Raw genomic sequence first — 12564 nt, forward strand, 5'->3', positions numbered from 1 at the left:
CGGGGGGGGGGGGGTTCCGGAACGTATATTTACGGCCCTGGCGGGCCACAAATGCACGGCAGCTTCCGGAACCCCCCACCCCTGCGCCCCCACCCCCTTGCGTCCACCCGGCCCTGCGGCACCCGCTGCCGTCATGTCCGGACCGGGCCGGTGGCACCGCGCCTCTTCGTGCACCCGGCCCTGCGGCACCCGCTGCGTCATGTCCGGACCCAGGTCCGTTGTGGTTCGGGGCCGCCTTGGTCCGGCGCCCTGTGGCCCTCGTGGACGGGCCCAGGCCCGTCTTTGCCCCTGACGACCGTCCAGCCCTCGCCTGCGGATCCACGCGTTGACGTCCGGACAGCTTCGGCCCACGCCGTTCAACGTGCGGGCGGTGGCCGGAACGTGGGTTGTCGGGGTGGTGGGGTCCTGGGGATACGAGAATGCCGGTGCTGATGGATTCGTGGCATCGGAGGAGCACAGTGCGCATGGCCCGGGGCGGCAGGGGACGCAAGGTCTCGTGGACGGCTCTCGGGCTGGTGGTGCTCGCGGTGCCCGTTGTGGCGGTGGCGGTGTCCTCGGGGCCCGAGCGTCCCGCCCCGCGGGCGCCGGGGCCTGTGGTGCGGGCCGGGCTGGACGATCCGGTGAAGAAGGAGATCGCCATGCGGCTGGTCTCCAGTGCGGAGAACTCCTCGCTGGACTGGCGGGCGCAGTACGCGTACATCGAGGACATCGGGGACGGGCGCGGCTACACCGCGGGCATCATCGGGTTCTGTTCCGGCACCGGGGACCTGCTGAAGGTGGTGCGGGCGTACACCGGCGTCCGGCCGGACAACGGGCTCGCCCGGTATCTGCCCGCGCTGCGGCAGGCCGTGGGCAGCGCCTCGCACGAGGGGCTGGATCCCGGGTTTCCGCGGGCGTGGCGTGCGGCGGCGCAGGATCCGGCGTTCCGCCGGGCGCAGGACGAGGAGCGCGACCGGGGCTACTTCGGTCCCGCGGTGCGGCGGGCGAAGGCGGACGGGGTGGGTGTGCTGGGCCAGTTCGCCTACTACGACGCGGCGGTGGTGCACGGTGTGCGGGGTCTGCGGACGATTCGGGAGAAGGCCGTGCGCGGGGCGGAGCCGCCGGCCCGGGGTGGTGACGAGGTGCGGTATCTGCACGCCTTTCTCGATGCCCGGGTCGCCGCGATGCGTGAGGAGAAGGCGCACCGGGACACCAGCCGGGTCGACACGGCCCAGCGGGTCTTCCTGGAGCGGGGCAATCTCGCGCTGGACACGCCGCTGGACTGGAAGGTCTACGGCGACCGGTACCACCTCGACTGACGGCCCGTGGGTGCCGGGCCCTGGGGCCCGGCACCCGGGGTCAGGCGGCCACCGTCGGTTCCGGTGCGGGGGTGTCGGTGTTGGTGGGGTCGGGGTTCCGGTCCTTGGCGCCCAGGTGGTTGAAGAGCAGGTTGAGGACGATCGCCACGATGCAGCCGGTGCTGATGCCGGAGTCCAGGATGACCAGCAGGTCGTCCGGGAAGGCGTGGTAGAAGTCCGGTGCGGCGATGGGGATCAGTCCGACGCCGACCGCGGCGGCCACGATCAGCGCGTTCTCGCCCTGGTCCAGGGCGGCCGTGGCCAGGGTCTGCATGCCGCTGGCGGCGACCGAGCCGAACAGCACGATGCCGGCGCCGCCCAGGACCGGCAGCGGTACGAGCGCGATGACCGAGGCGGCGACGGGGCACAGGCCGAGCAGGATCAGGATGCCGCCCGCGGTCGCCACGACGTACCGGCTGCGCACCCGGGTCATCGCCACCAGGCCGATGTTCTGGGCGAAGGCGCTGCACGCGAAGCCGTTGAAGACCGGGCTGAGGGCGGTGCCGAGGGTGTCGGCGCGCAGGCCGCCCTCGATGGTCCGCTCGTCGGCCGGGCGGTCCACGATCCGGCCGAGGGCCAGCATGTCCGCGGTCGACTCGGTCATGCAGACCAGCATCACGATGGCCATGGAGACGATCGCGGCGGTGTCGAACTGCGGCGCGCCGAAGTGGAACGGGGTCGGGAAGCCGATCAGTCCGGCGTTCTTCAGGGCGCCGAAGTCGGTCAGGCCGAAGGGGATCGCGAGGAGCGTTCCGGCGGCCAGGCCGAGGAGGATGGCGATCTGCTGGAGGAAGCCGCGCAGCACCCGGCGGAGCAGCAGCACGATCACGAAGGTCAGGGCGGCGAGGCCGATGGCCCGCGGGGAGCCGTAGTCGTCGGCCGCCGGATTGCCGCCCTGGGACCAGTTGAAGGCGACCGGCAGCAGCGACACCCCGATCAGGGTGATGACGGTGCCGGTGACCACCGGTGGGAAGAACCGGACGAGTTTGCAGAACCAGGGGGCGAGGAGGAAGCCCAGGACTCCGGCGACCATCACCGCGCCGAAGATGACCGGCAGGGCGTCGTCGGGGCTGTGGGCCTTGCCGATGGCGATCATCGGGGTGACGCCGGCGAAGGAGACGCCGTTGACGAACGGCAGCCGGGCGCCGACCTTCCAGAAGCCGATGGTCTGGAGGAGGGTGGCCAGGCCCGCGGTGAAGAGGCTGGCGCCCATCAGGAAGGCGGTCTCGGTGGCGCTCAGGCCGACGGCGGGCCCGAGGATCATCGGCGGGGCCACCACGCCCGCGTACATGGCGGCCACGTGCTGGAGGCCGCTGGTGAACATCCGGAGGGGCGGAAGGGTGCGGTCGACCGGGTGCGTGGCCGGGTCGGGCTGCGGGGAGCGGGTGATCCTGGGGAGCCTGGGCGCTGCGGCCACGGGGGTTCCTCCTGTCGGTTTTCGTGTCGCGGACGACACGGCTTCAGGGAGGCCTTGCGGGTGCGGTGCGTGGGGTGCGGGGCGGGGCCGCTGTCGGTGGTGAGGGCGCGGCCGGCGTACTCGGGGGCGCGGAGTGCGCGCCCCCGAGTACGGCCTGCCACGGCTCCCGCTCGGTGCCGTGGCCGCCGGCCGGGAGCCGTCCCTCCCGGCCGGACGTCGGGTCAGCTCTCGGCGGCGATCCGCGCGAGCCGCTGTGCCTCGTCGCGCGCGGTGCGGGCGATGTCGTCCTCGTCGGCGGTGGTGAGCCGGCTGTCCTCGACGACGGGCCGGCCGTTGACGAGGAGGAGGGTGAGCGGTGCGGCGGCGCCGAGGACGAGGGCCGCGACCGGGTCGGCGATCGTGGAGTGGCCGAGGCCGTCCAGCTTCCACAGCGCCAGGTCGGCGAGCTTCCCGGCCTCCACGGAGCCGATCTCCCGCTCCCGGCCGAGGACTTGGGCTCCGCCGTAGGTGCCCAGCCGCAGCGCCTGACGGACGTTCAGGGCCTTCTCGCCGCCGGCGAGACGGTGGACGAGAAGGGCGTTGCGCAGTTCGGTGTGGAGTTCGCCGGACTCGTTGGAGGCGGTTCCGTCCACCCCGAGGCCGACCGGCACCCCGGCCTTCAGCATGTCGGGGACGCGGGCGGTGCCCGCGGCGAGCCGGGCGTTGGAGGACGGGCAGTGGGCCACACCGGTGCCGGTGCGGGCGAACGCCGCGAGGTCGGTGTCGTTCATGTGGACGCAGTGCGCCATCCACACGTCGTCGCCGAGCCAGCCGGTGGACTCGAAGTAGTCGGTGGGCCCCATCCCGAACAGCTCCTTGCAGAACTGTTCCTCCTCGACGGTCTCCGAGCCGTGGGTGTGCAGCCGGACGCCCTTGCGGCGGGCCAGGGTGGCGGCCTCGCGCAGCAGTTCGGTGGAGACGGAGAACGGCGAGCAGGGGGCGACGCCGATGCGCAGCATCGAGTCGAACGAGGGGTCGTGGTGGGTGTCGATCGCCTCCTCGGTGGCGATCAGCGCGGCCTCGGTGGTCTCGACGGCGAAGTCCGGGGGCAGGCCGCCGTCCGAGGCGCCGCGGTCCATGGAGCCGCGGGTGGGGCTGAACCGTACGCCCAGCTCGCGGGCGGCCCGGATCTCGGCGCCGAGCAGGTCACCGGCGCCGCGGGGGAAGACGTAGTGGTGGTCCATGGCGGTGGTGACGCCGCCGCGCACCATCATGGCGAGCGAGCCGCGGGCGGCGGCGTACACCATCTCCTCGTCGATCCGCGCCCAGGTCGGGTACAGGGCGACCAGCCAGTCGAAGAGGTTGGAGTCCTGGGCGAGGCCGCGGGTGAGCCACTGGTAGAAGTGGTGGTGGGTGTTGACCAGGCCCGGGGTGAGCAGGTGTCCGGTGCCGTCGACGCGGCGCACCACGTCCCGCAGATCGTCGGGGGCTCTGCCGGCGCCCACCGATTCGATGCGGTTCCCGGCGACGACGACATGGCCCGAGGCGTGTTCGGTGTCGTGCGCGTCCACGGTGGCGATGGCGCAGTTCTCGATGACGGTGCGCGGGGCTGCCATGGCGGTTCCTCGTTCTTCCGTTGGTGGACGGCCCGGGGGCCGAGCGGGGTGACGACCGGGTCCGTGGTGCCCGGGCGGCCGGTTCGGGACCGTCCGGGCGGTGGGGTGCGCAGGTGCCCCCGCTCCCCTCCGTGATCCCCGGGAAGGGTTCCCGGGGACCGACGCCGGCGCGTACGTCGGAGGGTCCCGCCGCGAGCGGCGGGCCGTGGCTAGAGGTTGGTCAGGTCGGTCGGGATGCGCGGTTCGACGCCGTCCCGGAGGACCGTCGCCTCGATGAGCCCGTAGGGGCGGTCCGCGGCGAAGTAGACGGCTCCGTCCTTGGCGTCGTTCTGCAGCCCGAACGGCTCCAGATCGACCTGGAAGTGGTGCTTGTTGGGGAGCGAGAGCCGGATCTCGTCGATCTCGGTCCGGCTGCTGATGACGCGGGACCCCATCTGGTAGAGGGTCTGCTGGAGGGAGAGGCTGTAGGTCTCCGCGAACGCCTCCAGCAGGTGCTTCCGGGCCCGGTCGTAGGAGGTGTTCCAGTCGGGCATCCGGTCGTCGTCGGCGGCCCAGCGGTAGCGCCAGCGGGCGTGCACGTCCGTGGCGAGGATGCGGTCGTACGCCTCCGGCAGGGTGGTGTACTCGTCCTTCACATAGCCCCAGAACTCCGAGTTGGTGGAGTTGAGGACGGTGAGGTCCTTCAGGCCGCCGATGACCTCCCAGGACGTGCCGTCGTAGGTGATCTGGGCGGTGCGGGTCTCCTGGCCCTTGCGGACGAAGGAGTGCCGTACCTCGTCGGCGCCGATGAAGCGGGAGTTGGCCTCGGAGGGGGCGATCCGCTCCCAGGCGTACTCCTCGATGCGGATGCGCGCCCGGTGGATCGGCTCCTGGCTGGTCACGAAGTGCCGGGCCAGATGGATGCCGAACTGCTCGGCCGACGCGATGCCGTGCTCCTTGGCGAAGGCGAACACGGTGTTCTTGGTGGTGTCGGTGGGGAGCACGTTGGCGTTGCTGCCCGAGTAGTGGACCTCGTCCATGTCCCCGGAGAGGGAGACGGAGACGTTGAGGTCCTTGATGTGGTGGGTGTCCCCCTCGCGCACGATCTTGACGACGCGGTTCTCCGCCTTGCCGTACTGGTTCTGCCCGAGAACCACGGGCCTGGCGGGCGGCTGGTTCGGTGACATGTCGGTGCTAGCTCCCTCGGTATACGGAGTAGCCGAACGGGTTGAGCAGCAGCGGCACGTGGTAGTGCTCGCCCGGTTCGACGGCGAACGTGATCGCCACCTCCGGGAAGAAGGCTCCGCTGTCCCTTGCGCGGGGGGCGTCCTGCTGTTCCTCGGCTGGCCGGTCGTGACGGTGCTGGTGGCTGTGGTGGTCGCTGGTGCGGTGGGTGAAGTACGGCTCGACCGCGAAGAAGAGCCGTACCCGGGTGGTGCCCTCCGGCAGGGCCGGAAGGTCCTTGCAGCGCCCGTCCGCGTCGGTGACGGAGGTGCCGTGGACGGTCCACGCGGCGCTCCCGCCGCTGACGGACATCTCGACGGCGACTCCGGCGGCCGGGCGGCCGATGCTGGTGTCCAGGATGTGGGTGGACACGGAGGTGGTGGTGCCGTCGCTCATGCCGCGGCCCCTCCTTCTGCGAGACGGGTCAGCCGGATGCGGTTGATCTTCCCCAGTTCCTGCCGGACGATCTCGCGCTCCTGCTCCGGCGCGTTGCCGCTGCGGGCACGGAGGGCGTCCCGCATCCGCTCCCCGGTGAGGCCGGTGGCGCAGATCAGGAAGACGTGCCCGAACTTCTCCTGGTAGGCCAGGTTGAGTTCGAGCATCTCGGCCTTGAGCCGGTCGGACGCGCCGGACATCCCGCTCTGCTCGCGGGCGGAGGTGGGGTCGCCGGGCTTCGGTCGCCCGATCGGCGGATGTCCGGCCATGGCCTCGGCGAGGTCCGCCGCGGTGAGCCCGGCCATGGCGGCGTCGCTCGCGGCGAGCAGGGCGTCGAGGCCGGTGTACGGGCGGCCGTCGAGGATCCGGCTCCCCCACGCCGTACTGGCGCACACCTCGTGCAGGGCGGCGCGGGCGGCACCGGCCTCCGCGGTGTTGAACCGGGCGAGACCCGGTGGCGAAGTCGACGTCACGGGTGCCTCCGTGGCCTGGGCTGGACGGGCTCCGCCCGTGGCTGGTGCCGGACGGGCTTCGCCTAGCTAACGCCTTCCCGCAACATCACGTCAACACTTTGTTGAAGCTATCTTGTGAACGGTGCGTTACGCGCGGCGCGGTGCCGGGCGGCCGGGGCGTGCGGCACGGACCCCGCAGACCCGGGGCCGTTCAGCCGTCGCCCTTCGCCGCGTTCTCGCGGTTCAGGTAGTTGTAGACCGTGAACCGGCTGACCCCGAGGGCGCCCGCCACCGTCTCCACGCCGTGCCGCACGGAGAACGCGCCGCGCGCCTCCAGCACCCGGACCACCGACTGCTTCGTCTTGCGGTCGAGCTGGGCCAGCGGCACGCCGTGGCGCCGCTCCAGGTCCGCCAGGATGTGGTCGAGCGAGTCGGACAGGTGGGGCAGCCGCACGGCCAGGACGTCCCGGCCCTCCCAGGCGAGGACGACGTCGTCCCCCCGGGCGTGCTCGGGCTCCACCAGCTCGCCGCCCATGGCGTCGACCAGCGGCTTGACCGCAGCGATGAAGGGGTGGTCGGCCTCGGTCACGCGTCACCCTCCCCGACCACGTTCACCTGCAGGGAGACCCGGGTGGCGCCCGCCTCCAGGGACTTGCGCAGCAGGGTGTCGACCGCACTGAGCACCGCCCCCGACGTCCCCTCGGCGGTGTTGCCGAACGGGCCGACGTCGACGGCGTCCAGCTCGGCGGACTGGACGACCTCCCGCGCGACCACCGCGTGGGGCGGCGCCTCGTCGAGGTCGAACGGCTCGGTGGTGAATTCAACCCTGAGTCTCACGCCCCTCAACCTACTGCGCCGCCGCCGGGCCGCGACATCTCCGGAGGGGGACGTGCCCGGACCGTGACACCGGGGCCGCCGCGCCCGTCGGCCACCGGCCGCCGCGCCACCTCCGGCCGCACCGCGCACGGTCGGGTGCGGACGGCGGGGAACCCGGCCGCGCCCCTTGACAGTCCCGGCGGGCGCTGGGCACGCTTCCATGAAGCAGAAACCAGATTCCACATTATGGAATTACGCGATGATGGAATCGGTCACCCGAGACGGAAGCGAGGTAGGTGTCATGGCTCTTCCGGAGACCGGCGGCACGGACCGGCGCGACGCGCACGACTGGCACGACTGGCGCTTCGATGTGAACCTTTCGATCCTCTTCACCGAACTGCCGCTGCTGGAACGGCCGGCGGCGGCCGCCGCGGCCGGGTTCACCGCCGTCGAACTCTGGTGGCCGTGGACCGGCACCCCCACGCCGGAGCAGGCGGAGCTCGACGCCCTGCGGGCGGCGCTGCACCGGGCCGGCACCCGGCTCGTCGGCCTGAACTTCTACGCCGGCCGGCTGCCCGGGCCGGACCGGGGCGCGCTGTCGGTCCCCGGCGAGGAGTCCGACCGCTTCCGCGCGAACATCGACATCGCCGCCGACTTCGCCGGATCCGTCGGCTGCCGGGCGCTCAACGCGCTGTACGGCAACCGGACCGACGGCGTGGACCCGCGGGTGCAGGACGCCCTGGCGCTGGAGAACCTGGCCCTGGCCGCCCGAGCCGCCGACCGGGTGGGCGCGACGCTGCTGATCGAGACGCTGAACCGGGCCGAGTCACCGCGGTACCCGCTGCAGACCGCCGACGCCTCCGTCGAGCTCGCGGACCGGGTGAACGCCGCCACCGGGCTCGGCAACGCCGCGTTCCTGATGGACCTCTACCACCTGTCCCGGAACGGCGAGGACCCGTACGAGGTCATCCGCCGCCACGCCGGCCGGACCGGTCACGTGCAGATCGCGGACACCCCGGGCCGCGGTGCGCCCGGGACCGGCGACCTGGACCTGGCCGGAGCGCTGAACGCCCTCCGGGCGGCGGGTTACGACGGCTGGATCGGCCTCGAGTACCGGGGCGAGGGCCCGGAGGCGTTCGCCTGGCTACCGACGGACCGCCGCGCGGCGCCGGCCGGGCGCTGATCAGGCCCGGCCGCCACTTCCTGCCCGTTCGGCACTGCCCGCCTGTTCGGCACTGCCTGCCTGTTCGGCGCTGCTCTCCCGGTCCTTGCCCCGACCGTTCAGCCCGGCCACCCGCACCCACGAAGGCCGCATCCCCGAAGGCCGCATCCCCCGAATGAACGCCCCCGAAAGCCGCACCTTCCCGCACGCTCCCAGAGAGGCACCACTCATGGCCCAGGACTCCCCGCGCACCGCACTCCCACCGGACACCGGCGCCGCTCCCTCCGACGACGCCCGTCCGCGCATCGCCTGGATAGGCCTCGGCATCATGGGTTCCCCGATGGCCGAGAACCTGGTCAAGGCCGGCTACCCCGTCACCGGGTTCACCCTGGAGCGGGAGAAGCTGGACCGGCTGGCCGCGAACGGCGGCACGGCCGCCCGTTCCGTCGCCGAAGCCGTCCGGGCCGCCGACGTGGTGATCACGATGGTCCCGGCCTCCCCGCAGGTCGAGGCGGTCGCCTACGGCGAGGACGGCATCCTCGCGAACGCCCGCCGCGGCGCCCTGCTGATCGACATGTCCTCGATCACCCCGCAGACCTCCGTCGATCTGGCCGCGGCCGCGGCGCCGTACGGGATCGACGTCCTCGACGCCCCCGTCTCCGGCGGCGAGGCGGGAGCCGTGGAGGCGGCGTTGTCGGTCATGGTGGGCGGCGAGCGGGCCGTCTTCGACCGGGCGCGGCCGGTCCTCGAGGCGCTGGGCCGGACGATCGTGCTGTGCGGCCCGCACGGCTCCGGACAGACCGTCAAGGCCGCCAACCAGCTGATCGTGGCGGTCAACCTCCAGGCGGTCGCCGAGGCCGTGGTGTTCCTGGAGAAGTCGGGGGTGGACCTCCCGGCGGCGCTCGACGTGCTCGGCGGCGGCCTGGCCGGGTCCACGGTGCTGGCCCGCAAACGGGCCAACTTCCTGGACCGGGACTTCGCTCCGGGCTTCCGGATCGACCTGCACCACAAGGACATGGGCATCGTCACCGACGCGGCGCGCGCCGTCGGGGCGGCGCTGCCGGCCGGCTCGCTGGTGGCCGGGCTGGTCGCCTCGCTGCGCGCCCAGGGCGACGGCGGGCTCGACCACTCCGCCCTGCTGCGGGGCGTCGAGCGGCTTTCCGGACCGCGGGCCGGGGGCTGACGCCATGACCGCGGAGACGATCGCGCAGCGCACCGCCGACGGCACGCCGCCCCGGCCCCCGTACACCGGCGCGGCGCGGATGCCGGCCATGGAGGCGGCGGTCCACATCATGAAGGACGAGGGCGTCGACATCGCGTTCGGCTGCCCCGGCGCCGCCATCCTGCCGCTGTACCGGGCGATGGAACAGGTCGGCGGGATCGAGCATCTGATCGTCCGTCACGAAGAGGGCGCGACCCACATGGCCGACGGCTGGGCCCGGACCAACGGCCGCGTGGGCGTCGCCCTCGCCACCTCGGGGCCGGGCGCCACCAACTTCGTCACCGGCCTCTACACCGCGCAGGCGGACTCGATCCCGCTGCTCTGCGTCACCGGTCAGGCGGTCTCCCCCAAGCTGCACCAGGAGGCCTTCCAGGCGGTCGACATCGTGGAGATCGCCCGGCCGGTGACCAAGTGGGCCGTACAGATCAAGGAGGCCGCGCAGATCCCCTGGGCGTTCCGGGAGGCCTTCCGCATCGCCCGGGAGGGCCGTCCGGGCCCGGTCCTCATCGACATCCCGGTGGACATCGCCCGGCGGGAGATCAGTTACGACGCCTCGCTCGACACCCCGCTGCCCGTACCGGCCGTCCCACCGCACTTGCCGCGCGTCGAGGCCGCCCTCGATCTGCTGCTGGCGGCCCGGCGTCCGCTGGTCCTCGCCGGCGGCGGAGTGATCCTGGCCGAGGCGTCCGCGGAACTGCGGGAGCTCGTCGAGTATCTGCGGGTGCCGTTCCAGGTCACGCTGATGGGCAAGGGCGTCATCGAGGACGACCACGAGCTGAACCTGGGCACCACCGGCATCCAGACCTCGCAGCGCTATGCCAACGCCTCGTTCCTGGAGTCGGATTTCGTGCTGGCGGTCGGGGCCCGGTTCGGCGACCGGCACACCGGCGCGGACCTCTCCGTCTACCGCGGCGACCGGACCTTCGTGCAGGTGGACATCGAACCGCGCCAGCTGGGCCGGGTGTTCGAACCGGACCTGGGCATCGTCTCCGACGCACGGCTCTTCCTGCGCGCCCTGCTGGACGCCGCACGGCGGCGCCGGGCGCGGGCGGACGTCGCGGCCTGGGTGGCGCGCTGCCAGGAGCTCAAACGGACGCTGGTGCGCAGGGAGGACTTCGACGCGGTCCCGGTCAAGGCCCCGCGCATCTACCGGGAGATCAACGAGATCTTCGACGAGCACACCTACTTCGTCACCGCCATCGGCCTGTACCAGATCTGGGGCGGCCAGCATCAGAAGGCCCATCTGCCGCGCCACTACCAGGTGTGCGGCCAGGCCGGTCCGCTCGGCTGGGAGATCCCGGCCGCGATCGGGGTCCGCAAGGCGCTGGACGGCATGGGCCGGCCGGACGCCGAAGTCGTCGGCATCGTCGGTGACTACGGCTTCCAGTACATGGTCGAGGAGCTGGCGGTCGCGGCACAGTACCGGGTGCCGTACGTCCTGATCATGCTCAACAACGAGTACCTGGGACTGATCCGGCAGGCCTCCCTCGGCTACGGGATGAACTACCAGGTCGACGTCCACTACGACGAGCACGGCACGGACAACGTCCGGCTCATGGAGGCGTACGGCTGCTCCGGCCGCCGCGTCGCCGAGCCGGCCGGCATCCGACCGGCGATCGAATGGGCGCGCCGGGAAGCCGTCGCGACCTCCCGGCCGGTGCTGGTGGAGATCCTCATCGAGCGCGAGGCGAACACCCCGCACGGCCCGGACATCGACGCGGTGCGGGAGTTCGAGCCGGAGCCCTGACGGGCCCCCTCAGCCCCGGGCGGCGGCGCCGACACCCTGTCCTGTCGCGCCAGGCGCCGCCGTCCGGAACCCTCGGTCCACCCCTGCCGCCCGTCTACCCCGCCCCACGGGCACTACCCCCGGTAACGGCTTGCGGGGCGGGCCCGCCTCCACGTCGGTACGTCGGAAGCGGGGCCCGCACGGACGGCTCACGAGCTCGGGAACGCAGCGAGCTCAGAGGCTCAGGAGTTCCGGGGCTCAGGAGTTCCGGGGCTCAGGAACCCGGAAAGGCCCACGAGCCGAGACATCGATCCCTCAGGAGTGGTAGCCGATGTAGCCGTTGCCGTCGCGGTCGGATCCGCTCCGGGTGTAGGAGTGGACGTCCGCGCGGCTGCCCGAGGGCTTGTACAGGTAGATCGTGTCGCGGTCGTTGTTCCACAGGAAGTTGCAGTTGTCGCGGTAGACCACGTTCCGCGCGTCGGAGTCGGAGCCGTGGCCGCCGCGGAGCTTCACGTAGTCACCGGGCTGCAGGTAGTGGTTCGCGGTGAAGGTGAAGCGGTTCCCGGTGGCGTCCTTCACGACGTACCCCTTGAGGTTCACGGTCGCCGAGGACGAGTAGTTCTTGACCGTCAGGTACTCCTCGTCGGTGTTGCCGGACGAGCAGCTGTTGGAGTCCCGGCCGGGCGCGTCGTACTGGACGCCACGCACCTTCAACGCCGAGCTGTACTCCGCGGCCTGGGCCGGAACGGCGGTGAGAACGGCCATCGCGCCGGCAGCGACGGCTGCGGCTATGACGGGAAACTTGCGCATGAGAGATCCCCCTCCATTGGTGATGGAACTGTGTTGCATGTGGAGGACTCGCAACGAGGCGCGATGGTTGCACGGTGAACTAAATTGTCTGCAGCTGATCAGAAGTGATCGCCAAGGGGCGGAGAAGGACACCGGATCCGGGCGCGGACCGCGCATGAGGGCGCGGCAGTCACGGGCAGCCGGGACCGCGGGTCCGGCCGGCCCGCCCGAACGCCCCACGCAGCGAGGCCGGAGCATCGGTGACCCGCGCGCGACCGGCCGCTGACGACACACGCGGACGGAGCCAGCGGTCAGCCACCAGGGTTGGGCGCTCGCGCACCGAGGTGCCCGAAAGTTGAGCCCACCCAAGGGAAACGGGATCTGACACCGGCGCGGAGAGTTCGCACGCC

The 12564-nt window shown here is 72.1% G+C and carries 12 protein-coding genes; 4 read left to right on the forward strand and 8 right to left on the reverse strand.

Annotation, left to right across the window (positions count from 1 at the left end; translation table 11 throughout):
- Positions 1 to 464 precede the first annotated feature (464 nt).
- Positions 465 to 1298, forward strand: coding sequence for a chitosanase (locus ACFYYR_RS04680; protein WP_388846875.1), 834 nt, complete (start codon positions 465 to 467; stop codon positions 1296 to 1298).
- Positions 1299 to 1338: 40 nt separating this feature from the next.
- Here the strand turns inward: ACFYYR_RS04680 and ACFYYR_RS04685 are convergent, their stop codons facing one another.
- From ACFYYR_RS04685 to ACFYYR_RS04715, 7 genes are all read right to left on the reverse strand, one after another.
- Positions 1339 to 2754, reverse strand: coding sequence for a nucleobase:cation symporter-2 family protein (locus tag ACFYYR_RS04685; RefSeq protein WP_388846877.1), 1416 nt, complete (start codon positions 2752 to 2754; stop codon positions 1339 to 1341).
- A gap of 221 nt (positions 2755 to 2975) precedes the next feature.
- Positions 2976 to 4349 carry an 8-oxoguanine deaminase gene (locus ACFYYR_RS04690; protein WP_388846879.1) on the reverse strand — a complete coding sequence of 458 codons (1374 nt, stop codon included), beginning with the start codon at positions 4347 to 4349 and terminating at the stop codon, positions 2976 to 2978.
- A gap of 209 nt (positions 4350 to 4558) precedes the next feature.
- Positions 4559 to 5515: a factor-independent urate hydroxylase gene (gene pucL / locus ACFYYR_RS04695; protein WP_388846881.1), complete on the reverse strand. Its 957-nt coding sequence runs from the start codon at positions 5513 to 5515 to the stop codon at positions 4559 to 4561.
- A 7-nt stretch (positions 5516 to 5522) separates the two neighbouring features.
- Positions 5523 to 5948 carry a hydroxyisourate hydrolase gene (locus ACFYYR_RS04700; RefSeq protein WP_388846883.1) on the reverse strand — a complete coding sequence of 142 codons (426 nt, stop codon included), beginning with the start codon at positions 5946 to 5948 and terminating at the stop codon, positions 5523 to 5525.
- On the reverse strand, positions 5945 to 6460 hold the full coding sequence (gene uraD / locus ACFYYR_RS04705; protein ID WP_388846885.1) for a 2-oxo-4-hydroxy-4-carboxy-5-ureidoimidazoline decarboxylase: 516 nt from the start codon (positions 6458 to 6460) through the stop codon (positions 5945 to 5947). Before uraD ends, ACFYYR_RS04700 begins: the two co-directional genes overlap by 4 nt.
- Positions 6461 to 6650: 190 nt before the next feature.
- On the reverse strand, positions 6651 to 6974 hold the full coding sequence (locus tag ACFYYR_RS04710) for a helix-turn-helix domain-containing protein (RefSeq protein WP_388847277.1): 324 nt from the start codon (positions 6972 to 6974) through the stop codon (positions 6651 to 6653).
- 50 nt (positions 6975 to 7024) lie between these two features.
- Positions 7025 to 7276 carry a hypothetical protein gene (locus tag ACFYYR_RS04715; protein ID WP_388846887.1) on the reverse strand — a complete coding sequence of 84 codons (252 nt, stop codon included), beginning with the start codon at positions 7274 to 7276 and terminating at the stop codon, positions 7025 to 7027.
- Between the two features lie 280 nt (positions 7277 to 7556).
- On the opposite strand from ACFYYR_RS04715, the gene ACFYYR_RS04720 reads away from it, so the two are divergent.
- The 3 genes from ACFYYR_RS04720 to gcl all read left to right on the forward strand — a co-directional run bounded on the left by ACFYYR_RS04720 (position 7557) and on the right by gcl (position 11386).
- Positions 7557 to 8438: a TIM barrel protein gene (locus ACFYYR_RS04720; RefSeq protein WP_388846889.1), complete on the forward strand. Its 882-nt coding sequence runs from the start codon at positions 7557 to 7559 to the stop codon at positions 8436 to 8438.
- Positions 8439 to 8646: 208 nt separating this feature from the next.
- Positions 8647 to 9600 (forward strand): 2-hydroxy-3-oxopropionate reductase, encoded by a 954-nt coding sequence (locus tag ACFYYR_RS04725; protein ID WP_388846891.1) that lies wholly within the window; start codon positions 8647 to 8649, stop codon positions 9598 to 9600.
- Between the two features lie 79 nt (positions 9601 to 9679).
- Entirely contained in the window at positions 9680 to 11386 is a 1707-nt protein-coding gene (gene gcl / locus ACFYYR_RS04730; RefSeq protein ID WP_388847279.1) for a glyoxylate carboligase, read from the forward strand.
- A 294-nt stretch (positions 11387 to 11680) separates the two neighbouring features.
- Here the strand turns inward: gcl and ACFYYR_RS04735 are convergent, their stop codons facing one another.
- Positions 11681 to 12175 carry a lamin tail domain-containing protein gene (locus ACFYYR_RS04735; protein ID WP_388846893.1) on the reverse strand — a complete coding sequence of 165 codons (495 nt, stop codon included), beginning with the start codon at positions 12173 to 12175 and terminating at the stop codon, positions 11681 to 11683.
- Positions 12176 to 12564 lie beyond the last annotated feature (389 nt).

It is taken from the genome of Streptomyces sp. NPDC001922, from assembly GCF_042891165.1.
Classification (GTDB): domain Bacteria; phylum Actinomycetota; class Actinomycetes; order Streptomycetales; family Streptomycetaceae; genus Streptomyces.